Source organism: Burkholderia sp. RF2-non_BP3, assembly GCF_001522185.1.
GTDB classification, from domain to species: domain Bacteria; phylum Pseudomonadota; class Gammaproteobacteria; order Burkholderiales; family Burkholderiaceae; genus Burkholderia; species Burkholderia diffusa.
The window spans coordinates 47,477-72,068 of the sequence record NZ_LOSU01000024.1 but is presented as its reverse complement, the minus strand read 5'-3'; the positions used below and the strand labels follow the sequence as shown (position 1 = coordinate 72,068).

The 24,592-nt window shown below is 66.6% G+C and carries 21 protein-coding genes; 9 read left to right on the top strand and 12 right to left on the bottom strand.

Annotated elements, in window-relative coordinates; translation table 11 throughout:
- Positions 1 to 410: 410 nt before the first annotated feature.
- On the bottom strand, positions 411 to 2,096 hold the full coding sequence (locus WS45_RS09695; RefSeq protein WP_059699719.1) for a GMC family oxidoreductase: 1,686 nt from the start codon (positions 2,094 to 2,096) through the stop codon (positions 411 to 413).
- A gap of 163 nt (positions 2,097 to 2,259) precedes the next feature.
- Between WS45_RS09695 and WS45_RS09690 the strand changes: the two genes are divergently transcribed.
- Entirely contained in the window at positions 2,260 to 3,159 is a 900-nt protein-coding gene (locus WS45_RS09690) for a LysR family transcriptional regulator (RefSeq protein WP_059699576.1), read from the top strand.
- 211 nt (positions 3,160 to 3,370) lie between these two features.
- Complete coding sequence (locus WS45_RS09685; RefSeq protein WP_059531241.1) at positions 3,371 to 3,904, top strand: class IV adenylate cyclase; 534 nt, start codon at positions 3,371 to 3,373, stop codon at positions 3,902 to 3,904.
- Between the two features lie 54 nt (positions 3,905 to 3,958).
- Here the strand turns inward: WS45_RS09685 and WS45_RS09680 are convergent, their stop codons facing one another.
- A complete protein-coding gene (locus WS45_RS09680) occupies positions 3,959 to 4,444 on the bottom strand; it encodes an Lrp/AsnC family transcriptional regulator (RefSeq protein ID WP_006408082.1) in 486 nt (161 codons plus the stop codon).
- Between the two features lie 106 nt (positions 4,445 to 4,550).
- On the opposite strand from WS45_RS09680, the gene phhA reads away from it, so the two are divergent.
- Together phhA and WS45_RS09670 are read left to right on the top strand one after the other, a co-directional pair.
- Complete coding sequence (gene phhA / locus WS45_RS09675) at positions 4,551 to 5,477, top strand: phenylalanine 4-monooxygenase (protein ID WP_082721887.1); 927 nt, start codon at positions 4,551 to 4,553, stop codon at positions 5,475 to 5,477.
- A 160-nt stretch (positions 5,478 to 5,637) separates the two neighbouring features.
- The gene (locus WS45_RS09670) at positions 5,638 to 5,946 is read left to right on the top strand and encodes a 4a-hydroxytetrahydrobiopterin dehydratase (protein ID WP_059531247.1); all 309 of its coding nucleotides are present in this window, start codon (positions 5,638 to 5,640) and stop codon (positions 5,944 to 5,946) included.
- Positions 5,947 to 6,038: 92 nt separating this feature from the next.
- Here the strand turns inward: WS45_RS09670 and WS45_RS09665 are convergent, their stop codons facing one another.
- Complete coding sequence (locus WS45_RS09665) at positions 6,039 to 6,269, bottom strand: DUF3717 domain-containing protein (protein ID WP_006756491.1); 231 nt, start codon at positions 6,267 to 6,269, stop codon at positions 6,039 to 6,041.
- A 123-nt stretch (positions 6,270 to 6,392) separates the two neighbouring features.
- On the opposite strand from WS45_RS09665, the gene WS45_RS09660 reads away from it, so the two are divergent.
- Both WS45_RS09660 and WS45_RS09655 read left to right on the top strand, forming a co-directional pair.
- Entirely contained in the window at positions 6,393 to 7,085 is a 693-nt protein-coding gene (locus WS45_RS09660) for a response regulator (RefSeq protein ID WP_006401494.1), read from the top strand.
- 116 nt (positions 7,086 to 7,201) lie between these two features.
- On the top strand, positions 7,202 to 8,686 hold the full coding sequence (locus WS45_RS09655) for a sensor histidine kinase (RefSeq protein WP_059531258.1): 1,485 nt from the start codon (positions 7,202 to 7,204) through the stop codon (positions 8,684 to 8,686).
- A 91-nt stretch (positions 8,687 to 8,777) separates the two neighbouring features.
- On the opposite strand, the gene WS45_RS09650 is transcribed toward WS45_RS09655, so the two are convergent.
- The 7 genes from WS45_RS09650 to mnmC form a co-directional block, all read right to left on the bottom strand.
- Complete coding sequence (locus WS45_RS09650; protein ID WP_059691492.1) at positions 8,778 to 9,299, bottom strand: SET domain-containing protein; 522 nt, start codon at positions 9,297 to 9,299, stop codon at positions 8,778 to 8,780.
- Positions 9,300 to 9,487: 188 nt separating this feature from the next.
- Entirely contained in the window at positions 9,488 to 10,600 is a 1,113-nt protein-coding gene (locus WS45_RS09645; RefSeq protein WP_059699574.1) for an NADH:flavin oxidoreductase/NADH oxidase, read from the bottom strand.
- A 202-nt stretch (positions 10,601 to 10,802) separates the two neighbouring features.
- Positions 10,803 to 11,513, bottom strand: a complete 711-nt coding sequence (locus WS45_RS09640) for a glutamine amidotransferase (protein ID WP_059699714.1) — start codon at positions 11,511 to 11,513, stop codon at positions 10,803 to 10,805.
- Positions 11,514 to 11,541: 28 nt separating this feature from the next.
- Positions 11,542 to 12,180 carry a MarR family winged helix-turn-helix transcriptional regulator gene (locus WS45_RS09635; protein ID WP_059531266.1) on the bottom strand — a complete coding sequence of 213 codons (639 nt, stop codon included), beginning with the start codon at positions 12,178 to 12,180 and terminating at the stop codon, positions 11,542 to 11,544.
- Between the two features lie 504 nt (positions 12,181 to 12,684).
- Positions 12,685 to 13,800, bottom strand: coding sequence for a YbdK family carboxylate-amine ligase (locus WS45_RS09630; protein WP_034183814.1), 1,116 nt, complete (start codon positions 13,798 to 13,800; stop codon positions 12,685 to 12,687).
- Positions 13,801 to 13,815: 15 nt separating this feature from the next.
- A complete protein-coding gene (locus tag WS45_RS09625; protein ID WP_059531269.1) occupies positions 13,816 to 15,030 on the bottom strand; it encodes a cation:proton antiporter in 1,215 nt (404 codons plus the stop codon).
- Positions 15,031 to 15,705: 675 nt separating this feature from the next.
- Entirely contained in the window at positions 15,706 to 17,667 is a 1,962-nt protein-coding gene (gene mnmC, locus WS45_RS09620) for a bifunctional tRNA (5-methylaminomethyl-2-thiouridine)(34)-methyltransferase MnmD/FAD-dependent 5-carboxymethylaminomethyl-2-thiouridine(34) oxidoreductase MnmC (protein WP_059699572.1), read from the bottom strand.
- 389 nt (positions 17,668 to 18,056) lie between these two features.
- Between mnmC and WS45_RS09615 the strand changes: the two genes are divergently transcribed.
- Complete coding sequence (locus WS45_RS09615) at positions 18,057 to 18,335, top strand: HU family DNA-binding protein (RefSeq protein ID WP_006401505.1); 279 nt, start codon at positions 18,057 to 18,059, stop codon at positions 18,333 to 18,335.
- Positions 18,336 to 18,478: 143 nt separating this feature from the next.
- Here WS45_RS09615 and WS45_RS09610 read toward each other — a convergent pair whose 3' ends face one another.
- Positions 18,479 to 19,792 carry a GTP-binding protein gene (locus WS45_RS09610; protein WP_059691489.1) on the bottom strand — a complete coding sequence of 438 codons (1,314 nt, stop codon included), beginning with the start codon at positions 19,790 to 19,792 and terminating at the stop codon, positions 18,479 to 18,481.
- 158 nt (positions 19,793 to 19,950) lie between these two features.
- Positions 19,951 to 20,400 carry a lytic transglycosylase domain-containing protein gene (locus tag WS45_RS09605; protein WP_059691488.1) on the bottom strand — a complete coding sequence of 150 codons (450 nt, stop codon included), beginning with the start codon at positions 20,398 to 20,400 and terminating at the stop codon, positions 19,951 to 19,953.
- Between the two features lie 367 nt (positions 20,401 to 20,767).
- On the opposite strand from WS45_RS09605, the gene gspD reads away from it, so the two are divergent.
- The gene (gspD, locus tag WS45_RS09600) at positions 20,768 to 23,095 is read left to right on the top strand and encodes a type II secretion system secretin GspD (protein ID WP_059531280.1); all 2,328 of its coding nucleotides are present in this window, start codon (positions 20,768 to 20,770) and stop codon (positions 23,093 to 23,095) included.
- Positions 23,092 to 24,591: a type II secretion system ATPase GspE gene (gene gspE / locus WS45_RS09595; protein ID WP_059531283.1), complete on the top strand. Its 1,500-nt coding sequence runs from the start codon at positions 23,092 to 23,094 to the stop codon at positions 24,589 to 24,591. The genes gspD and gspE overlap by 4 nt, the downstream gene beginning before the upstream one ends.
- The last annotated feature ends 1 nt before the right edge of the window (position 24,592 follow it).

The window sequence follows — 24,592 nt, the reverse complement described above, 5'->3', positions numbered from 1 at the left end:
GAACCGCGGATCAGCGGGCTGCCCCCGGGGCGCCGTATTACGCCTCGAGGGTGGTCTCCCGCGCCGACGCGTATGCACACTGCGCAACATTGTCGCGCCGTTGGTGCAGTGCAATCATCGGGATTTGCACTTATAGGGCTGGCCGCCATACAGGACGCGGCTGAGCGCGGATTTCGACGCGTTTTTTTTGACACGCGCATCATCGACGGTCGCGCGCTCGCACGACGCGTGCCTGCGCGAACGCGGGCACGTTACGCTGCGCGTCATGTCGTCGCGCAACAGGAAGACTGCGAACAATGCGCGGCGTGCGCGTCGTCGATCGGTTGCGATCCGGACGCGCGAGCTTGTTTCGCATAGCGAATCAGCGGGCACCGGGATGACGGCCCGCTGTCGCGCGTGTCAGCGTGGCGTCATGCTGCCGTCACGGCCGCTTCCGTTCGCACTTGTGTCGCGTCGTGCGCAGCACGTCGATCGGCGCGGATCATGTCGCTCGCGCGCTCGGCGATCATCAGCGTCGGCGAATTCGTGTTGCCCGACGTGATGAACGGCATCACCGATGCATCGACGATCCGCAGCCCCGCGATGCCGCGCACGCGCAGCCGGCTGTCGACGACGGCGCGCGCGTCGCCCGCACGCCCCATCCGGCACGTACCGACCGGATGGAAGATCGTCGTGCCGACCGCACCCGCCGCTTCGATCAGTTCGGCTTCGGTCTGGTACCGCGTGCCGGGCAGGATCTCCTCGGGGCGGTAGCGCGCGAGCGCCGGCGCGGACGCGATCCGGCGCGTGAGGCGCAGCGCATTCGCCGCGACATGACGATCGTGGTCGGTCGACAGATAGTTCGGCGCGATCGACGGCGCCGCGCCCGCATCGGGGCTCGCGATATGCACGCTGCCGCGCGAGCTCGGACGCAGATGGCAGACGGACGCCGTGAAGGCGTTGAAGCCGTGCAGCGGCTCGCCGAAACGCTCCAGCGACAGCGGTTGCACGTGGTATTCGAGATCGGGGCGCGTGAGCGCGGGATCGTCCGGATCGGACTTCGCGAACGCGCCGAGCTGCGACGGCGCCATCGACATCGGCCCGCGCTGCAGCAGCGCATATCCGGCGCCGATCATCAGCTTGCCCCACCAGTGCGCGGACAGCGTGTTCAGCGTGCGTACGCCTTCGACGCGAAATGCCATCCGCAACTGCAGGTGATCCTGCAGGTTCTCGCCGACACCCGGCAGATCCTGCACGACGTCGATGCCGAGGGCCTGCAGTCGCGCGCCCGCACCGATGCCCGACAGTTCGAGCAGCTGCGGCGAATTCACCGCGCCAGCGGTGAGCAGCACTTCGGCGCGCGCGCGCGCGACGTAGTCGGTGCCGCCGCCGCGATACTCGACGCCGACCGCGCGCCGCCCCTCGAAGATCACGCGCTGCGCTTGCGCGCCGGTGATCACGGTGAGGTTCGGGCGGGTCATCGCGGGCCGCAGGAACGCCTTCGACGTATTCCAGCGCACGCCGCGCTTCTGGTTCACTTCGAAATAGCCGACCCCGGTGTTGTCGCCGCGGTTGAAATCGTCGGTCGCCGGGATGCCCGTCTGCTGCGCGGCCTGCGCGAACGATTCGAGGATTTCCCAGCGCAGCCGCTGCTTCTCGACGCGCCAGTAGCCGCCCGCGCCGTGCGCATCGCTCGCGCCCGCGTGGTGGTCCTCGCTGCGCTTGAAGATGGGCAGCACGCTGTCCCACGACCAGCCGGCGTCGCCGGTTTCCTGCGCCCAGCCGTCGTAATCCTCGCGCTGGCCGCGCATGTAGATCATCCCGTTGATCGACGAGCAGCCGCCGAGCACGCGGCCGCGCGGATACGACAGCGCGCGGCCGTTGAGCGCCGCCTCGGGCTGCGTCTTGTACAGCCAGTCGGTGCGCGGATTGCCGATGCAATACAAATAGCCGACCGGGATGTGGATCCAGTGATAGTCGTCCTTGCCGCCGGCTTCGAGCAGCAGCACGCGGATTTCGGGATCCTCGGTCAGGCGGTTCGCGAGCACGCAGCCCGCGGTGCCCGCGCCGACGATCACGTAATCGAATTCGCCCTCGAGCGTGCGTTGAGTACTCACGAGTGTCTCCATGGATTGTTGTGTATCGCGCATGCGATTCCGCGCGTCGTTTTCAGCATAGTGCGTCGCGGGCGATGCGGTCGATGAAGCGTACTCCGGCCGCCCGCCGCCGATCCAATGAGTTATGCTGAACCGCGTTATAAGCTGCGCTCATATCACGACGATGGATCTCGCCCTGCTCCGTGCGTTCGCGACGGTCGCCCGCGAAGGCAACCTGACGCGCGCCGCCGTGCATTTGCACCTGACGCAGCCGGCCGTCAGCCTGCAGATCAAGCATTTGCAGGAAACGCTCGGCGTCACGCTGTTCACGCGCACGTCGCGCGGGCTTGCGCTCACGCGCGACGGCCAGACCCTGCTGCCGCATGCGGAGCGCGCGTTGGCCGCGGCCGCGGACGTGCAGCGCGCCGCTGCCGCGCTGCGCCACGAGGTGCGCGGCCGGCTGCGGATCGGCACCATCCTCGATCCCGGCTTCCTGCGGCTCGGCGGCTTCCTGCGCGCGCTGGTCGAAACCCATCCGCAGATAGAAACCGCGTTGCGGCACGGGATGTCCGGCTGGGTGCTCGAACAGGTGCGCGCGCAGGCGCTCGACGTCGGCTATTACATCGGCCGGCCCGGCGAGGACGATCCGCGCGACGACGCGCTGTTCCACACGGTCACGCTCACGCACTTCCAGTACCGCGTGCTCGCGCCGGCCGGCTGGAAGGAGCGCGTGCAGCGCGCGCACGACTGGCGCGCGCTCGCCGCGCTGCCGTGGATCTGGACGCCGCCGGCGTCCGCTCATCACCGGCTGCTGTCGCGGCTGTTCGCGGCGGCCGGCGCGCAGCCGGTGAAGGTCGCCGAGGTCGACCAGGAGCAATCGATGCTCGATCTCGTGAAATCGGGGATCGGGTTGACGCTCGCGCGCGACTCGACCGCGCTGGCCGAAGCGCACGCGCATGCGCTGACGATCGTCGAACGCGTGACGGTGCCGACCGAACTGACTTTCGTGACGCTCGCCGAGCGGCGCGCCGAACCGGCGATCGCGGCCGCCCTGCGGCTGATCGAGACCCAATGGGCGATATGAGCGCCGCTGATGCCGGTGCGAACTTCGGCGTCCGACGCGCATCAGGTGCCCGATCGGCGCCCGTACATGATGGGTGTTATCGCGAACGGGCGCGAATCGCCGCCCCCGCGGCGCGTCGCCGCGTCCCGCCTTCCCGTCACGCCGCCATCGCAGGCTTTTTGCTAGATTGTGCCTTCGCACACCGCGAGACCCCTGATTGAAGGAGACCCGCATGGCCCGCAACATCGAGATCAAAGCCCGCGCCCGTGAATTCGACCGGCTGCGCGAACAGGCGGCCAAGCTCGCCGCTGAAGCACCGCTCTTCTACCGCCAGCAGGATTTCTTCTACGACGTGCCGCGCGGCCGGCTGAAGCTGCGCCGCTTCGAGGACGGCACGCCGGCCGAACTGATCTTCTACCAGCGCGACGACCGTGACGGCCCGAAGGCGTCGTACTACACGCGCAGCCCGGTGACGAACCCGGACGCGATGCACTCGCTGCTCGCGACCGCGCTCACCACGCGCGGAATCGTGACGAAGGAACGGCACGTATACCTCGTCGGCCGCACGCGGATCCACCTCGACCGCGTCGACGGCCTCGGCGACTTCATCGAACTGGAAGTGGTGCTCGGCCCCGACGACGACGAAGCCGGCGGCGAAGCCGAAGCCCATGACGTGTTCGCAAAGCTCGGCGTGGCGCAGGAGGATCTCGTCGCGGTCGCGTACGTCGACCTGCTGAACGCCGACGCACGATCCGAAGCGGCCTGATCCGGCCCTGTCCGCGGCGGCGCCTCGCGCCCAGCCGCCGGCCCGGCCACCGCGTCAGGCGGCGCCGGGCGCCAGGTGCGCGAGCGGCAGCGCGCCGTTGCGCTTGAAGGTCGTCAGCACGATGTTCGAGCGCACGCTGTCGACGCCCGGCACACGCATCAGCTTCTTCATCACGAACTGCGAAAGCGCGTTGAGATCCGGCGCGACGATCCGCAGCAGATAGTCGGCGTCGCCGACCACCGCATGACATTCGAGCACTTCGGGCAGCACGTCGATCTGTTGCTGGAACTGCTCGATGATCGAATCGCCGTGGTGCTTGAGCTTCAGGCTCGTGAACGCCGTGACGCCGAGCCCGAGCTTTTCGGGGCGCAGCATCACGCGGTAGCCTTCGATCACGCCGGCCGCCTCCAGCCGCTGCAGCCGCCGGCCGATCTGCGACGGCGACAGCGGCACCTCCTCGCCGAGCTGCTGGTGCGTCGCGCGGCCGAAGCGCTGCAGCACATCGAGAAGCGCGAGATCGAAGTGATCGAGTTCCAGCATGAGCATTCTCCGCATTGATTCCCATTTTGATGCGCGATTATCGCATCAATAAGCGAATCTACGCCATCTTTGCGCCCATTTCGCATGTCGCCCGCTCTACACTTGCATGGTTCCCAACCACAGCGTGCAGAGCCTCACCATGTCCACCGTCGTCACCGCGAAACTGCAGGAGCAGTTCGACGCGGGCCTCGAAACCCGCGCCGATTTCACCATCGACCAGCCGCTCGAACGCTACGGCCAGGTCGACCACGCGGTGTGGCGGCAGCTCTATGCGCGCCAGTCGGCGCTGCTGCGCGGACGCGCATGCGACGCGTTCGTCGCGGGGCTCGGGAAGATCGAGCTGCCGGCCGATCGCGTGCCGTCGTTCGCCGACGTGAATCGCCAGCTGAAACCGGCCACCGGCTGGGAAATCGTCGCCGTGCCGGGCCTCGTGCCCGATCGCGTGTTCTTCGAGCACCTCGCGAACCGGCGGTTTCCGGTCACCTGGTGGATGCGGCGCCCCGATCAGCTCGACTACCTGCAGGAACCCGACTGCTTCCACGACCTGTTCGGCCACGTGCCGCTCTTGATCGAGCCGGTGTTCGCCGACTACATGCAGGCATACGGCCGCACCGCCCTCGCGGTGGCGGACGACGAAGCGGCGCTCGCGCGGCTGGCGCGTCTCTATTGGTATACGGTGGAGTTCGGGCTGATCCGCGACCCGAACGGCACGAACGGGCTGTCGATTTACGGCGCCGGGATCGTGTCGAGCAAGGGAGAGAGCCTGTACAGCCTCGAAAGCGCGGCGCCGAACCGGCTCGGTTTCGACCTCGAGCGCGTGATGCGCACGCGCTACCGAATCGACACGTTCCAGAAGACCTACTTCGTGATCGACGATTTCGCGCAATTGTTCGCGCTGGCCGACGTCGACGGCCGTGCGCTGGCCGACCGGCTGGCCGCGCTGCCCGAATTCCCGGCCGGCGCGGTGGTCGACGGCGATCTCGTGCTGCATCGCGGCACGGGCGAAGGCTGGCCGGACGACGCCGACTCGTAAGTCCGCGGGCCATGCCGGCGCGGTTCGCGCGCCGGCGCGCGCCCCCCTCCCGATGTCCGTCTCCGGATGGCCGTCCCGCAACTATGAAACAATGACCGGTACCGGCTTTGCCGCGTGGCCCTTGCCCGCGTGCGGGCGCTGTTACCGAACGAGGTGCAACATGATCCACAAGCTCACATCAGAAGAACGCAAGACCCGGCTCGAAGGCCTGCCGCACTGGACGGCCGTGCCGGGCCGCGACGCGATCCAGCGCAGCCTGCGCTTCGCCGATTTCAACGAGGCCTTCGGCTTCATGACGCGTGTCGCGATCAAGGCGCAGGAAATGAACCACCATCCGGAATGGTTCAACGTGTACAACCGCGTCGACGTGACGCTGTCGACCCACGACGCGGACGGCCTGACCGAACGCGACATCGCGCTCGCGACGTTCATCGACCAGGTGTGCGCCCACACGGAACCAGCCGCCTGAGATGTTCCTCTACCGCCGCGCGTCTTTCGACGCGCGGCGCGTCAACTTTTCATTTCGATGAACGTTTTCTAGGATGTACTCAGCGAAAGCCTTCAGCTTTCCAAGCCATCCTTAAGGCGCACGTAAGTCTCGTACGCTTTCCGCGCCTTGGGGTCCAAACCTTCCAGTTGCAGCGCGCCTTCGCGCTGTACAATCAGCAGCGCATACGGCTTGGAGAGCGCGCTGGCCTCTTCGCAGAGTTTGAGTTCGTCGCCGCTCGACGGCGAGCGGGCGCGCCAGAAATTGATCGCGGCTTCGAGGTCGTGAATCGAAATATCGGACATGATTGGATTTAATCGTTCGCTGGCCGCCATGCTTGATTGTCAGGCGATGCGGCGCCCCTGTGGAAACGGCGTCGTGCTGTCCGCGTGCCTGAACCGCCAACCCATTGTACTTGAGCGAACTTCATGCGACTCCTTCTGATCGAAGACGACCGCCCCATCGCACGCGGTATCCAGAGCAGCCTCGAGCAGGCTGGCTTCACCGTCGACATGGTGCATGACGGCATCTTTGCCGAACAGGCGCTGGCACAAAACCGCCACGAACTCGTGATCCTCGACCTCGGCCTGCCGGGCATCGACGGAATGACGCTGCTCACACGTTTCCGCCAGACCAATCGCCACACGCCGGTCATCGTGCTGACCGCGCGCGACGAATTGAACGACCGGATTCAGGGCCTGAACTCCGGCGCCGACGATTACATGCTCAAGCCGTTCGAGCCGGCCGAGCTCGAAGCGCGCATCCGCGCGGTGATGCGCCGCAGCGGCCCGCACAGCGACATGCCGCGTCCGGAAGTGTCGCTCGGCGGTGTCCGCCTGTCGGGCGTCGATCGCCGCATCTTCAACGACGACAAGCCGCTGGAACTGTCGCCGCGCGAATTCGCGGTGCTCGAAATGCTGCTGCTGCGTCACGGCCGCGTGGTCAGCAAGGCCCAGCTGCAGGATCACCTCACGCATTTCGGCGGCGATCTCGGCGACACCGCGATCGAAGTCTACGTGCACCGGGTGCGCAAGAAACTCGAGCAGTGCCGTGTCGAAATCGTCACGGTGCGCGGCTTCGGCTACCTGCTGCAGGAAATCCGCCAGACCGCGAGCGTCTGAGCGGCGCCGCACGCCGGCCGGCCGCGTGCCGCCGGCAAGCCGCCCTGCCCGCGTCGCCGTCCGACGCACGTCCGCGCCGCTCCCCGTGAGCGGCGCTTATCCATTTGCCCGTCGAAATGTCTTCTGATCCGGCTGTCACCACCAGCCTGCGCCGCTCGCTGCTTCGACGCCTCGCTGCGCCGCTGTCGATGCTCGCGCTGATGAGCGGCCTGATTGCCTACTGGCTCGCGTGGCAATACACGCAACACGTGATCGACCGCTCGCTCGCCGATCTCGCCACCGCCATCTCCAAACAGATCCAGATCGCCGGGCCGGACGCGCCGTTCACGGTGCCGCCGCTCGCGCAGGCGATGTTCTCCGATCCGGCGGAGGCGCTGATCTACCGGATCAGCGACGGGGAACAGGAACTCGCCGGCGACCCGAAGCTGCCGCTGCGCGGCATCAACGTGCGCCGCATGCATCACGCGTACGTATTCGAGGCCGAGTACGACAATCGCGCGGTGCGCGTCGCGCAGGTGCGCGTCGACGATGTCGAAGGCGGCAAGCCGATGGTGGTCGAGGTCGCGCAGCCGGTGCGGCACCGCTACCGGATCGCGGCCGAATTCCTCGTCGCGATCATGATGCCGCTGCTGCTGTTGCTGCTCGCGGGCTGGGGCATCGTGTGGCGGGTCGTGAACCAGCAGCTCGGCCCGCTCACGCATCTCGCCGATTCGCTGAACCGGCAGACCCACACATCCCTGGAGCCGGTCGACGAGACCGACGTGCCGCTCGAGATCCGGCCGCTGACGAGCGCGATGAATGCGCTGCTCGGCCGCCTGAAGACCGCGCTCGACGCGCAGCGCAAGTTCATCGCCGATGCCGCGCACCAGTTGCGCACGCCGCTCACGGCCGTGAAGCTGCATGCCGAGCAGGCCGCCGTCGCGCGCGACCCGCAGCAGACCTACGCCGCGGTGCGCGAACTGCGCGCGGCCGCCGACCGCGCGGTGCGGCTGTCGAATCAGCTGCTGTCGCTCGCGCGTGCGGAGCCGGGCGAACAGGCCGCGCGCTTCGTCGACGTCGACCTGGCCGCGATGGCGTTCGAGACGGGCGCCGAGTGGGTGCCGCGCGCGCTCGCATCGCATGTCGACCTCGGCTTCCAGCGCAGCGACGATCCCGGCGAAGACGAGACGCTGAACGTGCGCGGCAACCCCGTGCTGCTGCGCGAAGTGATCGCGAACCTGCTCGACAATGCGCTGAAATACGTGCCGCTCGCACGGCCGGCCGGCGCGCGGATCACGGTGAACGTCGCTCGCGGCGCGCTCGAGGACGGCCAGCCGGCCGCCGAGATCGTCGTCGAGGACAACGGCCCGGGCGTGCCGGCCGGCCAGCAGGCCGACCTGTTCAAGCGCTTCTTCCGCGGCGATGCGCAGAGCGGCAACGGCGTCGAGACCGGCGCCGGGCTCGGGCTCGCGATCGTGCACGACATCATCGCGATGCACGGCGGCACGGTCTCGTACGAGGATGCAGCGGAAGGTGGTTCGCGTTTCGTGGTGCGGGTGCCGCTCGCCAAGCGCACCGCGAAGCCGGCAAGCGAGACGCCGGCCGCCGCGCCGACGCACTGAAGCGCGCTGGCCGTATCGGGCGGGACGGACGGCCGCGCGGCGGCCATCCGGTGAAGGTGAAGCAGCCGCGCACGATGCGAGGCCGCGCCGGTCACTTCTTCTTTTTCTTGTCCTTCGCGCCGGACTCCGACTTCCGGTCCTTCTTCTTTTTCTTCTTGCCGTCGTCGTCAGGCGTGGCGAGCAGCGTGCCGCGACACGCGACCGCGCCGCAATGGCACGCGTATTCGCGCTTGAGCTTCTTCGTCAGCTTCTCGTCGATCACGAGGCCGTAGTCGTAGAACAGCTCTTCTTCCGGCCCGATATCGCGCAGCGCGTGGATGAACACGCGGCCCTTGATCTCCTCGGCCTCGCAGTTCGGCGCGCACGAATGGTTGATCCAGCGCGCGCTGTTGCCGTCGATCTTGCCGTCGATCACGCCGCCCTCTTCCAGTGCGAAGTAGAACGTATGATTCGGCTCGTTCGGGTCGTGCGGATGGCGGCGCAGCGCTTCCTTCCACGAAATTCGCTCGCCCTTGTATTCCACTACGCGTTCGCCGGCCTTGATCGGCTCCACCGCGAACACGCCCTTGCCGTGTACTCCCGAGCGGCGTACCGCGATCCTGCGTGAACTCATCGAACGAATCCTTTGAAGACGACTTGAATGGAAGACGGCCGCGTTTGCGTCCTGCGCGGCCCTGCGTCGCGCGAAACGAAAACGCGGCACCGGTCGGTGCCGCGTCGGGGCATGCGGCGAATCACCCGCATCCTACACGTTCACGATTGCTTCGTTCAACATCGCGCGCAATATCGCGCGCATGACGCTCAACGCTGGCCGAATGCGATGTCGCCGAACAACGTCTTGTGCTCGCGCGGCTGCGAGCGCCAGTACTGCGGCGGCGCCGAAACCTGCGCGCCGAGCTCGGCGGCCGCATGCCACGGCCAGCGCGGGTCGTACAGCATCGCGCGCGCCATCGCGACGAAATCGGCGTCGCCGGACTCGATCAGCCGGTTCGCATGCGCGGGCTCGTTGATGAGGCCGACCGCGATCGTCGGCATCCCGACCGCGCGCTTCACCGCCTGCGCGAACGGCACCTGGTAACCGGGCGACAGCGGAATCTTCTGCAGCGGCGACACGCCGCCGGACGACACGTCGATCCAGTCGCAGCCGCGTTGCTTCAGTTCGTGCGCGAACGCGATCGTATCCTCGAGTTCCCAGCCGCCCTCGACCCAGTCGGTCGCCGACACGCGCACGCCGACCGGCCGGTCCGCCGGGAACGCCGCGCGCACGATCTCGAAGATCTCGAGCGGAAAGCGCATCCGGTTGTCTCGCGAGCCGCCGTATTCGTCGGTGCGCTGGTTCGAAAGCGGCGACAGGAACTGATGCAGCAGATAGCCGTGCGCCGCGTGCACCTCGATCGCATCGATGCCGAGGCGCGCCGCACGCTTCGCGGCCGCAGCGAACGCTTCGCGGATCCGGTTCAGGCCGGCCGCGTCGAGCGCGAGCGGCGGCGTCTCGCCGTCCTTGTGCGGTAACGCCGACGGCGCATGCGGCAGCCAGCCGCCATCGGCGACGGACACGAGCTGGCCGCCCTTCCACGGCACCTCGCTCGACGCCTTGCGCCCCGCATGCGAGAGCTGCATCGCGACACGGACCGGCGAATGCTTGCGGATCGCCGCCAGCACGGGCTTGAGCGCCGCTTCGGTCACGTCGTCCCACAGGCCGAGGTCGCCGGCCGTGATGCGCCCGTCGGGTTCGACGGCGGTCGCTTCGATGCACAGCAGGCCCGCGCCGGACAGCGCGAGATGGCCGAGGTGAATCATGTGCCAGTCGGTCGCCTCGCCGCGCTCGGCCGAGTACTGGCACATCGGGGAGATCACGATCCGGTTCGGAAGGGTCACGCCGCGCAGCGTGAACGGAGAAAACAGCGCAGTCATGGATGCCGCTCGCCAGGAAAGGGAAAGAGCGGATCAGCGTAGCATGCGGGCTCGAAGCCTGCTGGCAGCCGGTTCGGCAGTAAGCGGATGGTCAGGCAGGGCCGGCGTGCAGCCGGCAGCGAGGCAGCACGCACGCGGCGTGCGGCGGTGCACCGGCCGCAATGCCCGCGGGCCGGTCACGCGCGATGCCGCTCGCCCGGGATCAAAGCCCGACGCTGTCGAGCCACTCGCCGAACATGCGTCGCGCGGCCGTCTCCAGCACAGGACCGTGCTGAACGGTGTCGGCGCGCAACTGGCGCGCGTCGATGCCGGGCGTCGACGCGATTTCGCCGGCGTTGCCGATCAGCCAGGGTTCGAAGCGGTCGGCGCGGATTTCAGGATGACATTGCAGCGCCAGCACGTGCTGCCCCCACGCGAACGCCTGGTGGCGGCACGCCGCGGTCGAGGCGAGATGGATCGCGCCGCCCGGCAGGTCGAACGTATCGCCATGCCAGTGCAGCATCGAGGTCGCCGCGCCGTCGAGATGGCGCAGCGGCGACGCGCGGCCCGCGTCGGTGAGCGTCAGCGGCGCCCAGCCGAGTTCCTTCTGCGCAGCCGGATAGACGCGCGCACCGAGCGCGCGGGCGATGAACTGCGCGCCGAGGCAGATGCCGAGGATCGGCAGTCCGGCGTCGATGCGCTGGCGCACGAGTGCCTCGAGCGGCGCGATCGACGGATACTGCGCATCCTCGTACACGCTGAGTGGCCCGCCGAGCATCACGAGCAGCGCCGGCTTGAGCGCGTCGAGCGCCTCGACGCGCGACGATCCGACGTCGACGTAGCGTACCCGCCGCCCGCGCTCTCCGAGCACCTGCTCGAAGCTGCCGAGGTCCTCGAAATGCACGTGGCGGATCGCCACCACTTCAGCGTTCATCATCGGCCTCCCGGTCGATCGACGGACGTCAGCCGGCGAATACCTTCCAGGTCTTCTTTTGCGTCGCCGCGTCGGCTTCTTCGTGCACCGAACAGTCGAGACGCAGATCGCTGTCGGCCATCGACAGATCGAGCGCCGCGCAGTGATGCACGGTCTTCTTCGACTGCTTGCCCGGCTGGAAATGCGCGCACGTCAGGCACATGCGCTGCGGCGGCGTCGCACCGGCCACCTGCAGTTCGCGCAGCGTCTTCAGCAGCGCACGGTACAGCGTGCCCTGCTCGTCCGCGCCGAGCTTGCCGACCGCTTTCGTCAGGAATTCAGGCCATTGAAGCGCCTTCTTCGCCGCGGTACGGCCGCGGGCCGACAGGCGCACGGCGAGCGCACGGCCGTCGTCCAGTGCGCGACGCTTCTCGACGAGACCCTTCGTCTCGAGCGTGCTGACCGCATCGCTGGTGGTCGCAGCCGTGAGCTGCGTCTCGCGTGCGATCTCGCCGAGCCGCATCGGGCCCTTGCGTTGCAGCAGCAGCACGAGGATCTCGCCCTGCGTCGGCGTGAGGCCTGCGCCTTCCGCCCAATCCCATGCCTGGCTTCGCATGGCCGTACTCAACCGCAGCAAGCTGTGGGTCACACGTCCCGAAGCCTGATTCCCGTAAACGCCTTCGCTCATAGTCTTTTCGCTTTGCCGCCGCCCGGATCGCCGAGCAGCCGTAGTGTGGAGATCGAATGTCATCTCAAAACAGACGCTCGTTGAAGAGCGTCGACACGGCCGTCGCGAGGCACACGCGGCGGTCGCGTTCGCGGCGACCGGTGAGACACGGGTCGTTCCGGTGTCCGCAAAGCCGACATTCTAAGCGAGAGCGGAAAATCGCACAGCTAAGTTATCCCCTGCATTCTGTGGAAAATCGCTGGATAACCGGATTTTTTCGTTGTGCCGGCAATCTCTGCCGACCCCACAACCGAACGCGCAAACATTTTCCTGTTCGAATCGGCCATCGTGCCGACGGCATCGGTCCACCGGGTTATCCATCTCGCAGAGCGTTGACTTTGAAGCGGAATATCGGGTTATCCACAGATTTTCAGGACGACTGGCGACGCGCTGCGCACGAATCGGCGCCGAACGGCGTTCAGCGAATCGCCGCGCGGTCGAGCCTGTAATCTGCAAAACATTTTTTCATTCACGCCAGCGCAGGCACTGCTGACGAACCGTCTCGTTCAGCGATTTTTCCTGTTTGAAAACGGTTCTCAACCACGACGCGTCATTCACGCGCGCCTTCGCGAGCGCGCCGATCTCGTCGAGCGCCGCGCGCGAGCCGAGCGCGGCCGCATGCGGCGCGATCCGGTCGAGCGTGTCGAGGATGTCTTCCGCGATCGTGCGGCGCTCACCTGTCTGAGGATTGACGCAGGTGCCCTCGAGCCCGAAGCGGCACGCTTCGAAACGGTTGAATGTGTAGACGAGATAGTCGTCCTCCGACAGCTTCAGCGGCCGGTCGGTCAGCAGGTAGCGCGCGAGCGTCTGGATGTAGCAAGCAATCGCGGCCGCGCGATCGACCGACAGCGGCGTGTCCATCACGCGCACTTCGATCGTCCCGTAGCCGGGCTTCGGCCGGATGTCCCAGTAAAAGTCCTTCATCGAGTTGACGACGCCCGTGTTGACCATCTTCATGAAGTACTCCTCGAAGCTGTCCCAGGTCAGCACGAACGGCGCGCGGCCCGACAGCGGGAACGCGAACACCGAATTCAGGCGCGCCGAATGGAAGCCGGTGTCGACGTTCTGCACGAACGGCGACGACGCGGACAGCGCGATGAAGTGCGGAATGAAGCGCGACATCGAGTGCAGCAGGAACAGCGCGCTGTCCGGATCGGGACAGCCGATGTGCACGTGCTGGCCGAACACGGTGAACTGCTTCGCGAGATAGCCGTACAGCTCGGAGATGTACTGGAAGCGCGGCGCGTCGTAGATCTGCCGGTCGCTCCACTGCTGGAACGCGTGCGTGCCGCCGCCGGCGAGCCCGACGTTGAGCTGGTCGGCCGCCTTCACGAGCACGTCGCGGATCGCGTGCAGCTCGCTGACCGCCTGCTCGTGCGAATGGCAGATGCCGGTCGACAGCTCGATCATGCTCTCGGTGATTTCGGGCGTGATGTTGCCGGGGAAGGTCTCGCCCTGGATCAGGCGCATCAGGTCGGATGCCGCCTTGGTCAGGTCGTAGTTGTGCGTGTTGACGACCTGGATCTCCAGTTCGACGCCGAACGTGAACGGTTCGGAATTGACGAAAGTTTCGAGTGCCATGGCAGGTTCCGGAAATCAGTTGCCGTCGCTGCGTTCGCTGACCGCCGACAGGCAGCGGTAGACGACGAACGGGCTGACGAGCTGCAGGATCACGATCGTGCACATCACGATCGCGCGCAGGTGCGGGTCGAAATTCGGATAGAGCTGGTAGGTGTCGTCGACAAGCAGGTACGACAGCGCGGACATCGGCGTGAGCGCGATACCGAGCGCGATGCCCTGCTTCATCCCGATGCCGCTCGGCTTCGCGAACGCGACGACGCCGGCCAGCTTCGCCACGAGCCGCGTGACGATCAGCGCGATCGCGAGCAGCCCGCCGAGTGCGATGTCGCCCCACGTGAACGACGTGAGCGTCAGCACGAACAGCACCACCGTCAGCAGCCAGCCGGCCGTGCCGAAATGCTCGGGCCACAGCTGCGGCCGCGCTTCGAGGTTCTTCACGATGATGCCGGCGAGCAGCAGCGTGAGCAGCGTCGACAGCTTCAGCGCCTGCGCCACCGCGATCGCGAGCATCACGAGGCCGAACAGCGCGACGAACGAATGCTCGTCGCGCATCGTCGAGGTCATGTGGCGGAACAGGTAATTGCATGCGCGCGCGACCAGGTACGCGACGATGAACGAACCGGCGATCAGGTAGACGGGCTGCAGGATCGTCGCGAAAACGTTCCCGTACGCCTCCTGGTGGAGCCAGCTCGTGACGAGCTTGGTCAGCACGATCGCGTACACGCTGTTCAGCGCGGTCAGCGTGATGAGGCGCTGCGACACCTGCCCTTCCGCGCGCAGTTCGGTCTTGAGCTGGATCACCATCGACGGCGACGTCGCGATCGCGATCGCCGACAGCACGAGCGCGACCATGCCCGACACGCCGAGCGCGAGCATCACGAACAGCACGAGCACGAACGTCAGCGTCGCCTCGGCAAGGCTCGACGCAATGAGCCACGGATTGCGGCGAATCCACTTCAGGTCGAGACGGCTGCCGAGCTCGAACAGCAGCAGGCCGAGCGCGACGTCGATCAGCAGCCGCGAGGTTTCGTCGGTGCTCGCGTCGATCACGCCGAATCCGAACGAACCGGCGACGAGACCGATCACCGCATAGCCGGTGATGCGCGGCAACCGCCATGCGCGGTAGCACAGCTCGCCGCACAGACCGGCCGCGAACAACGCGAGCCCGGCCCAGAACACGGCATCCGGCGCGAGCGGCCAGTTGGGCAGGAATGAGAACGCCGACTTCATCGTGGTGACTTCTCCTTTGGAAGCAATCGCCAGCGGCGCGGGGTCAAGCGTCAGAAATGAGATGCGCGCCGGCTGGGTATCGCCCCGAATGTGATTGTTGTGGTCGACGACGGCGGGACATGGGATCCGCCTTTTTCCGCCGTCCGGCGGAACTGTCGTTCAGGCTGCCGATCTGGATTGTCGGCCTGGTGTGTGAACGGACTGCGCAGTCTCGAAGATTCAGATTCGAAATCGTGCCGACCGTTCCATTGAAGCATGTCCGGCGCCTGGCCGAACGAACGCGAAGGAAACCGATTGTGCCACAGCTTTTTCGCTCCGGAACCGATCGAATCGACTCGCGGCCCTGTGAGGCACCACAGGTCTTTGGTTTCAATGGTTTACTTGTATATATACGTAGTAGAAGTTAACAAGACGCGCACAGTTCTGTGGATAACTTCGGTTTACGCAACAAGATCAAGGTGTTGGCACAGCGATAACCCGTTGCACAGGCTGTTTGCTCACAGCGGTTTGAGTTGAGCAACTTTCGAGCCGTTCGACGACTGTGCCGAGTTGCCCAGTTTACGTCCACTGTGATTGCACACGAACCGCGCGTGGATTCCGCGCGGTTATCCACAGCGTCGAGTGGATAACCTTGCGCGAAAAAATCGAAGAACTGTGAGATTTCGGCTGACGAGATCAGCCGATCTGGCGGCCGCGCAGCGCACGGATCAGGAATCGGGCCGGGTCGACGGCATCGGCGAGTTCGCGCTCGAGCGGCAGCGGCTCGCCCTCGAGTTGCGACGCGATCAGCTCGGCGCCGAGCGCCGCCCACACCAGGCCGCGGGAGCCGTAGCCGAATGCGCCGTAGAGCCCAGCGGTGCGCGGCAGGTCGCGCGCCTTCGCACCGCTCAGCGCACGTGCGTTCGCGACGGTCTGCGCTTCGTCGGCAAGCGGGCCGATCACCGGCACGCGGTCGGCGACGACCCAGCGAAACGCGACGCGCCCGCGCAGCGTCCCGACGTCCGGCAGATCGCCGATCAGGCCGGGCAGCAGATGCCGCACGCGTTCGATATTTTCGATATGTCCGGCGGGACGCATCGCAGGATCGAGGTCGTCCGGTTCGAACGTTGCGCCGATCAGCAGCGTGCCGTCGTCGAGCGGCACCGCATAGCCGTCGCCGATCGCCGGGCACGGCAGCGGCGCCGTGCTGCCGGGCGGCAGCAGCGTCAACTGGCCGCGCACCGGCTGCAGCGCGACATGCCGCAGGCCGGCGAGACGCACGGCATCGCCCGCGTTCGCGAGCACGACGACCGGCGCTTCGGCGAGCGTCGCACCTGCCGCATCGACGGCGCGCCACGTGTTGCCGTCACGCTCGAGTCGAGCGACCTCGGTGCCGGCCAGCAGTTTCACGCGCTCACCGGCCGCCGCGACTTGCGCGGCGCAGAGCGCTGCCGGCCATACGGCGCCGCCGTGCGGAAACAGCAGGCCGCCATGTGCGACGGGCAGGTTCAGATGCGCGCGTGCGGCGTCGGTGTCGAGCAGCGACACGTAGTCGGACGGTGCGCCGAGCGCATCGAACGCCTCGCGCATCCGCACGAAATCGTCGGCCGATTCCGCAAGATGAATCATTCCGCGCGTGCTGCGCGCGAACGCATGGCCGGCCTGCTCGAGCGCGCGCCAGCGTGCGAGCGCATGCAGGAAACCGCTGCGCGTGAGGCGGCTCGCGACGTTGTCGTCGCGCGTCATCAGTGGATGAAATACACCGGCCGGATTGCCCGATGCATCGCTCGCGATCCGCGCGTGCCGCTCGATCAGCGTGACGTTCCAGCCGCGTGCCGCAAGCCGTTCGACGACCGCGCAGCCGGCCAGGCCCGCGCCGATCACGATCGCATCGCGCGCGGCGACCGGCAATGCGCGCGGCGGTTCGTGCCGGCGCGTCCGCCAGCGCGGTGCATATTCGCCCGCGAGCATCGCGAACTTGCCGGCCAACCCGGCGATCTTGCGATACGTGAAACCCGCGTCGAGGAGCGCCTGTTTCACCACGCCCGCGCTCGAATACGTCGCAAAGGTCGCATCGTCGGCGGCGACGCGTGCGAGTGCGCGAAACACATCGGCCGACCAGAGCTCCGGGTTTTTTGCGGGCGCGAAGCCGTCAAGATAGAACGCGTCGGCGCGTGCGACCAGTTTCGGCAGCATCTCGCGCGCGTCGCCCAGTGCGAGCGTGAGCACGACGCGGCCGGCGTCGAATTCGAGGCGATGGAAACCTGGAACGAGCATCGGCCACGCATCGACGAGCATCCCCGCTTCTGTCGATATGGTTGTGTTCGCAACTATCTTTGACAGTGCGTGGCGCAGATCCTCGCGCGAAAACGGATGTTTCTCGAACGACACGAAATGCAGCCGCTCGCAGCGTGCGGGATCGTCGCGCCAGGCGGCCCAGGTCGCGAGGAAGTTGGCGCCCACGCCGAACCCGGTCTCGACGATGGTGAACGTGCGGCGGCCTTGCCAGCGCGCGGGCAGCGCGTTGCCCGCGATGAACACGTGGCTCGCCTGCGCGAGCGCGCCCGCGACGTTGTGATAGATGTCGCCGTACGCGGGCGAGACGAGGGTGCCGTCGTCGCGAAACGCGAGCGTGGCGGGAACGAGTCGGTCGGGCATGCGAAACAAAAAACGTGGCAGCCAAGCCTGGCAAGGGATTGCGCGGAGGCGTCCGGCGGGCCGTTGGCAAAAACCAACGGCGTTGCGCGACGGCGGACCCGGCTGCGTATCCTGTCCGGTTGGCGCAGGTCAAAAAACGGGCAATCGACGATTCATTCGGCGAAATACCGATGAAAATCTTTGAAACCCTTGTCGTTATTGGGTTTGCGCTGCGCTATCATAGCAACGCCGTACCGCGGGGTGGCCGCCGGCAAGCCGGACGGCACGTCGCGCGGGCCAGGATTCGGCGCTGTGCCGTCGGAGTCTGACTCTCGACGGCACGGTTCGCGCACGTATAATCGGCGCGTTCGCGCTGTTCGTGTCAAACCTAACCTGAAAAAGGAACCTTAATGAACAAACAGGAACTGATCGACGCCGTCGCCGCCCAAACGGGCGCCAGCAAGGCTCAAACCGGCGAAACGCTGGACACGCTGCTCGAAGTCATCAAGAAGGCCGTGTCGAAGGGTGATGCGGTTCAGCTGATCGGCTTCGGCAGCTTCGGTTCGGGCAAGCGCGCAGCACGTACGGGCCGCAACCCGAAGACGGGCGAAACCATCAAGATCCCGGCAGCCAAGACGGTCAAGTTCACGGCTGGCAAGGCGTTCAAGGACGCCGTCAACAAGCGTTAATTCAGCGCCTGTTCCAGGAAAAAAACCCGCCTTCCGGCGGGTTTTTTGTTGGGCGCGCGCGGCATTTTCGCCACAGTTCGCGTCACTCTTGCAAGATTTAACGGTTACTGTCCGCGGCCGTTTTCCCCGAGTTTTACCGTGTATTACGCGTGCACGATCTGCGTGTCGCCCGGGTCTTCGTCGTCGTGCGAATCGACATCCCACACCGGAAACGGATCGTCGAACGTGGCCCATTGCGGCGCGCCGAGCGCGAATTCCGCATCGGTGAGCAGGCATGTGTCGAGTTTCGCGCGCCATGCGTCGGCATCGAGCCCGATGCCGATCAGCACGAGTTCCTGACGGCGATCGCCGACCGAGCGGTCGTCGAGGTCGCCCTGCCACTCCGTGCGAATTTCGGCGAGCAACTCGTCGTCGTCCGGCCATTCCGCGCGATCCTGCGCGGCCCACCAGAGACCTGCCGGGCCATGCCGGCACACGCCGCCCGCCTGCGACAGCGAACCCGCGATGTCGTTGCGCGTCGCGAGCCAGAAGAAGCCTTTGCTGCGGAGCACGCCCGGCCACTCCTGATGCAGCAGCGCCCAGAGTCGCGCCGGATGAAACGGCCGGCGCGCGCGGTAAACAAAATTGCCGATGCCGAATTCGTCGGCCTCGCCATGCACGTGCGCGTGATGCGGATCGTGGCACTCGGGATCGTCGCAATGCGTGTGATCGTGATCGAGCGACGCGAGCCAGCCCGGCGCGTTCGCGGCTTCGTCGAAATCGAAGCGGCCGGTGTTCAGCACTTCGCCGAGCGCCACGTTGCCGAACGTCGACACGACCTGGTGCGCGCGCGGGTTGAGCCGCGCAAGGATGTGCTGCAGGCGCGCGAGTTCGTCCGCGCCGACGAGGTCGGCCTTGTTGATCACCAGCACGTCGCAGAATTCGATCTGCTCGATCAGCAGCTCGACGAGCGTGCGATCGTCTTCGTCCGATGCGGCGATGCCGCGCGTCGCGAGCGCGTCGTCGGAACCGTAGTCGCGCAGGAAATTGTAGGCGTCGACCACGGTGACGAGCGTGTCGAGGCGCGCGACGCTCGACAGCGACGCGCCGTCGTCGTCGACGAACGTGAAGGTTTCGGCGATCGGCATCGGCTCCGCGATGCCGGTCGATTCGATCACGATCGCATCGAAGCGGCCGTCCGCCGCGAGATTGCGGATCTCGACGAGCAGGTCGTCGCGCAGCGTACAGCAGATGCAGCCGTTCGACATCTCGACGAGGCGTTCCTCGACGTGCGACAGCGCCTGCGCATCGCGCACGAGCGACGCGTCGATGTTGACCGCCGCGAGATCGTTGACGATCACGGCGACTTTCAGGCCCGCGCGGTTCGCGAGGATGTGATTGAGCAGCGTGGTCTTGCCGGCGCCGAGGAAACCGGACAGCACGGTGACGGGCAACGGCTGGTTCATTGCCGGATTCATAACGATTTGCACCAACGGAAAAGAGGGAAAAGCGGCCGCGGCGCCCTGGCGGGGCGCGATCGGCCCGGGCCGGTCGAAATCGCGGCGTGAGATGCGCATTGTGCATCAAACGCGCGCCGGCCGAGCGGCACGGCGTCAGCCGGCGCTGCGGCGCGGCGTCACTGCTCGGGCGGCAGCAGCTTCCACTGCGCCAGGATTCCGGCGATCTGCCGCGCGTACTTGTCGCGCAGCGACGGCGTTTCGGAATGATAGGCGCCGACGGCCTGCCATGTGTTGCCGTAGCGATTCATCTTCTGGCGCAGGTGCCACGCGGCGATGTAGACGCTCTTGCACGGCTGCATCAGCGTGTCGCGGCCGATGCCGTAGCGCGACAGCGTCGGCAGGTGGATCGAATTGATCTGCATCAGGCCGTAGTCGACCGAGCCGTTCGTGTTCTTGTTCAGCGCGTCGGGCCGGTTGCGCGACTCCTGCCACGCGATCGCGCGCAGGATCAGCGGATTGACCTTCTGGTAGCGGGCGGCTTCGTCGAAACAATCCGCGCGAGCGTTTCCGCAGGCGAACCACGCGCCGGCGGCGATCAACGCGATCGAAGCGAACCGTCTGTTCATGTTGCGGAAACGAAATGGAAATGACGCAAGGATCGGGAAAACCCGTGTCTGTTATTCGTACGACTGGAAACGCGCCGCCCGTATCATACAGACAGTCCGTCGCGTGACGACAAGCGAAAGGCGGCAGCCCGTTTATACCGCATTTTCGTGTCGATTCATCGCAAAACGACGGCGATGGCCTGAATGCCGGGGCATTGCCGAAATCTTACATATTGCATACGGTGTGCCGGATACATGTCGTATGTGAGACAGTCTTCGGATCAATGTGATATTTCGGACATGAAAAACTGCTAATGTCGCGCCTTTAGGACCTGGATCCCAGCACTACCGCCGGAAGTGGCCTGAGCCGGCATCGACCCAATCATCCATGACAAGAAATCGCTTCGTTATGCGGCGCATCGCCACGACCTTGATGGTCGCCGGCATCATCGTCTCGCAGGCCGCCTACGCTCAGGTCACGCTCAATTTCGTGAATGCGGATATCGACCAGGTCGCCAAGGCGATCGGCGCCGCAACCGGCAAGACCATCATCGTCGACCCCCGTGTGAAGGGGCAGCTCAACCTCGTGGCCGAACGGCCCGTGCCGGAAGACCAGGCGTTGAAGACGCTGCAGTCGGCGCTGCGCATGCAGGGCTTCGCGCTGGTGCAGGATCACGGCGTGCTGAAGGTCGTGCCGGAGGCCGACGCAAAGCTGCAGGGCGTGCCGACCTATGTCGGCAATGCGCCGCAGGCGCGCGGCGACCAGGTCATCACGCAGGTGTTCGAGCTGCGCAACGAATCGGCGAACAACCTGCTGCCGGTGCTGCGGCCGCTGATCTCGCCGAACAACACGGTCACCGCCTACCCGGCGAACAACACGATCGTCGTCACCGACTACGCGGACAACGTGCGCCGCATCGCGCAGATCATCTCGGGTGTCGACAGCGCCGCGGGCGCGCAGGTTCAGGTCGTGCCGCTGCGCAACGCGAACGCGATCGACCTCGCCGCGCAGCTGCAAAAGATGCTCGACCCCGGCGCGATCGGCAACAGCGACGCGACGCTGAAGGTGTCGGTCACGGCCGATCCGCGCACCAACTCGCTGATGCTGCGCGCGTCCAGCGCGTCGCGCCTTGCGGCCGCGAAGCGCCTCGTGCAGCAGCTCGACGCGCCGAGCGCGGTGCCCGGCAACATGCACGTCGTGCCGCTGCGCAACGCCGACGCGGTGAAGCTCGCGAAGACGCTGCGCGGCATGCTCGGCAAGGGAAGCGGCAGCGACAGCGGTTCGTCGGCGTCGTCCAACGATGCGAACAGCTTCAACCAGGGCGGCGGCTCGTCGTCGAGCGGCAACTTCTCGACCGGTACGTCGGGCACCCCGCCGCTGCCGTCGGGCGGCCTGGGCGGTTCGTCGTCCTCGTCGTACGGCAGCGGCGCGACGGGCAGCGGCGGCCTCGGTACCGGCGGCCTGCTCGGCGGCGACAAGGACAAGGGCGACGACAACCAGCCGGGCGGGATGATCCAGGCTGACTCGGCGACCAACTCGCTGATCATCACCGCGTCCGATCCGGTTTACCGGAACCTGCGCTCGGTGATCGACCAGCTCGACGCACGGCGCGCGCAGGTCTATATCGAAGCGCTGATCGTCGAGCTGAACTCGAACACGTCCGGCAACCTCGGCATTCAGTGGCAGATCGCTCAGGGCCAGTTTCTCGGTGGCACGAACTTCAGCGCTCCCGGTACACCCACCGGCAACATCCTCGGTGTGTCGGGCGCGGTTGCAGCCGGCGGTGCGACGGGTCTCGGCGCGTTGGGGCAGACTCTCCTGCCGGGCCTCAACGTCGGTTGGCTGCACAACATGTTCGGCGTGCAGGGCCTCGGCGCGCTGCTGAATTACTTCGCGGGCGTGAGCGACGCGAACGTGCTGTCGACGCCGAACCTCATCACGCTCGACAACGAAGAGGCGAAGATCGTCGTCGGCCAGAACGTGCCGATTCCGACGGGTTCGTATTCGAACCTGACGAGCGGCAACACGAACAACGCATTCAATACCTACGATCGCCGCGACGTCGGTCTCACGCTGCACGTGAAGCCGCAGATCACCGATGGCGGTATTCTGAAGCTGCAACTCTACACGGAGGATTCGGCGGTCGTGACCTCCACTGCGACCGCAGTCAACGGTCCGACCTTCACCAAGCGCTCGATCCAGTCGACGATCCTCGCGGACAACGGCGAAATCATCGTGCTCGGCGGCCTGATGCAGGACAACTACGCGGTGTCGAACAGCAAGGTGCCGCTGCTGGGCGACATCCCGTGGATCGGCCAGCTGTTCCGCTCGGAGAACAAGAACCGCCAGAAGACCAACCTGATGGTGTTCCTGCGCCCGGTGATCATCAACGATCGCAATGTCGCGCAGCAAGTCACGGCTAACCGCTACGACTACATTCAGGGCGTGACGGGCGCGTACAAGTCGGACAACAACGTGATGCGCGACAAGGACGATCCGGTCGTCCCGCCGATGCCGCTCGGCCCGAGCCAGGGCGGCACGCCCGCCGGGAACCTGTTCGATCTCGACAAGATGCGTCGCCAGCAGCTGCAGCGCCAGGTCGCGCCGGTGCCGGCCCAGCCGTTGCCGGAGGCAACGCCCGCGCAGCCGCAGAGCGTGCCGCAGCAGGCCGTGCCGCAACAGCCGCTGACCGCCACGCCGGGAGCCTCGCAGTGACCGACGTGCTCGCGTCCTCCGCCCACGACGGCGCGCCGGGCGAACGGCAGCCGCCGTCGCCGCTCGCCGCGCGCCTGTTGCCGTACGGCTTTGCGAAGAGCGGCCAGGTGCTGATCGCGCACCAGCTCGACGACACGCTCGAGGTGTGGATCAGCGAACGCACGAACGATGCGGCGCTCGCCGAAATCGCGCGCAACTTCGGCTCGATCTCCGTGCATCGCGTGCCGGCCGACGAGCTCGCGCAGGCGATCAACCAGGCCTATGCGCGCCAGGACGGCAGCGCGGCGCAGATCGTCGGCGAGGTCGAAGGCGAAGTCGACCTGTCGCGCCTGATGCAGGACATTCCCGAAGTCGAGGATCTGCTCGAATCGGAAGACGACGCGCCGATCATCCGGATGATCAACGCGCTGCTCACGCAAGCGGCACGCGAACAGGCCTCGGACATTCACATCGAGCCGTTCGAGAACGCATCGGTCGTGCGGTTTCGCGTCGACGGCACGCTGCGCGACGTCGTGCGCCCGAAGAAGGCGCTGCACGGCGCGCTGATCTCGCGGATCAAGATCATGGCGCAGCTCGACATCGCCGAGAAGCGCCTGCCGCAGGACGGCCGCATCACGCTGCGCGTCGGCGGCCGGCCGGTCGACGTGCGCGTGTCGACGCTGCCGACCGGGCACGGCGAGCGCGCGGTGCTGCGTCTACTGGAAAAGGATGCGCAGCGCCTGAACCTCGAGGCGCTCGGGATGGGCCGCGACACGCTCGTCCAGTTCGACAAGCTGATCGGCCGCCCGCACGGGATCGTGCTGGTGACGGGCCCGACCGGCTCGGGCAAGACGACGACGCTGTATGCGTCGATGTCGCGGCTCGAAACGGCGACGACCAACATCATGACCGTCGAGGATCCGATCGAATACGACCTGTCCGGCATCGGCCAGACGCAGGTGAACGAGCGGATCGGGATGACCTTTGCCCGCGCGCTGCGCTCGATCCTGCGCCAGGACCCGGACGTGATCATGATCGGCGAAATCCGCGATCTGGAAACCGCGCAGATCGCGGTGCAGGCGTCGCTCACGGGCCACCTCGTGCTCGCGACGCTGCACACGAACGATGCCGCATCGGCCGTCACGCGCCTGACCGACATGGGCGTCGAGCCGTACCTGCTCGCGTCGTCGCTGCTCGGCGTGCTCGCGCAGCGCCTGGTGCGCCAGCTCTGCCCGGTCTGCAAGGAAGAGCGGCACGAGGAAGGCCGCACCGTGTGGCATCCGGTCGGCTGCGACAAGTGCGGGCATTCGGGCTACACCGGCCGGCGCGGCGTGTACGAACTGCTGGTGGTCGACGATTCGATCCGCACGCTGATCCACCGCAACGCGGCCGATGCGGAGATTCTCGCCGCGGGCCGCGCCGAAGGGATGCGCACGCTGCGCGACGACGCCGAGCGCTGGCTCGCGGCCGGCGCGACGTCGCTCGAGGAAGTGCTGCGCGTGACGGGAGGCGCATAGC

Coding starts and splice junctions, on each gene's coding strand:
- WS45_RS09670 (WP_059531247.1), top strand. CDS start 5,638: ATGATCCACAAGCTCACATCAGAAGAACGCAAGACCCGGCTCGAAGGC.
- phhA (WP_082721887.1), top strand. CDS start 4,551: ATGGTTCCCAACCACAGCGTGCAGAGCCTCACCATGTCCACCGTCGTC.
- WS45_RS09640 (WP_059699714.1), bottom strand. CDS start 11,513: ATGAACGCTGAAGTGGTGGCGATCCGCCACGTGCATTTCGAGGACCTC.
- WS45_RS09610 (WP_059691489.1), bottom strand. CDS start 19,792: ATGAATCCGGCAATGAACCAGCCGTTGCCCGTCACCGTGCTGTCCGGT.
- WS45_RS09690 (WP_059699576.1), top strand. CDS start 2,260: ATGGATCTCGCCCTGCTCCGTGCGTTCGCGACGGTCGCCCGCGAAGGC.
- WS45_RS09650 (WP_059691492.1), bottom strand. CDS start 9,299: ATGAGTTCACGCAGGATCGCGGTACGCCGCTCGGGAGTACACGGCAAG.
- WS45_RS09645 (WP_059699574.1), bottom strand. CDS start 10,600: ATGACTGCGCTGTTTTCTCCGTTCACGCTGCGCGGCGTGACCCTTCCG.
- WS45_RS09615 (WP_006401505.1), top strand. CDS start 18,057: ATGAACAAACAGGAACTGATCGACGCCGTCGCCGCCCAAACGGGCGCC.
- WS45_RS09605 (WP_059691488.1), bottom strand. CDS start 20,400: ATGAACAGACGGTTCGCTTCGATCGCGTTGATCGCCGCCGGCGCGTGG.
- WS45_RS09680 (WP_006408082.1), bottom strand. CDS start 4,444: ATGCTGGAACTCGATCACTTCGATCTCGCGCTTCTCGATGTGCTGCAG.
- WS45_RS09630 (WP_034183814.1), bottom strand. CDS start 13,800: ATGGCACTCGAAACTTTCGTCAATTCCGAACCGTTCACGTTCGGCGTC.
- WS45_RS09655 (WP_059531258.1), top strand. CDS start 7,202: ATGTCTTCTGATCCGGCTGTCACCACCAGCCTGCGCCGCTCGCTGCTT.
- WS45_RS09665 (WP_006756491.1), bottom strand. CDS start 6,269: ATGTCCGATATTTCGATTCACGACCTCGAAGCCGCGATCAATTTCTGG.
- mnmC (WP_059699572.1), bottom strand. CDS start 17,667: ATGCCCGACCGACTCGTTCCCGCCACGCTCGCGTTTCGCGACGACGGC.
- WS45_RS09625 (WP_059531269.1), bottom strand. CDS start 15,030: ATGAAGTCGGCGTTCTCATTCCTGCCCAACTGGCCGCTCGCGCCGGAT.
- WS45_RS09660 (WP_006401494.1), top strand. CDS start 6,393: ATGCGACTCCTTCTGATCGAAGACGACCGCCCCATCGCACGCGGTATC.
- WS45_RS09685 (WP_059531241.1), top strand. CDS start 3,371: ATGGCCCGCAACATCGAGATCAAAGCCCGCGCCCGTGAATTCGACCGG.
- gspD (WP_059531280.1), top strand. CDS start 20,768: ATGACAAGAAATCGCTTCGTTATGCGGCGCATCGCCACGACCTTGATG.
- WS45_RS09635 (WP_059531266.1), bottom strand. CDS start 12,180: ATGAGCGAAGGCGTTTACGGGAATCAGGCTTCGGGACGTGTGACCCAC.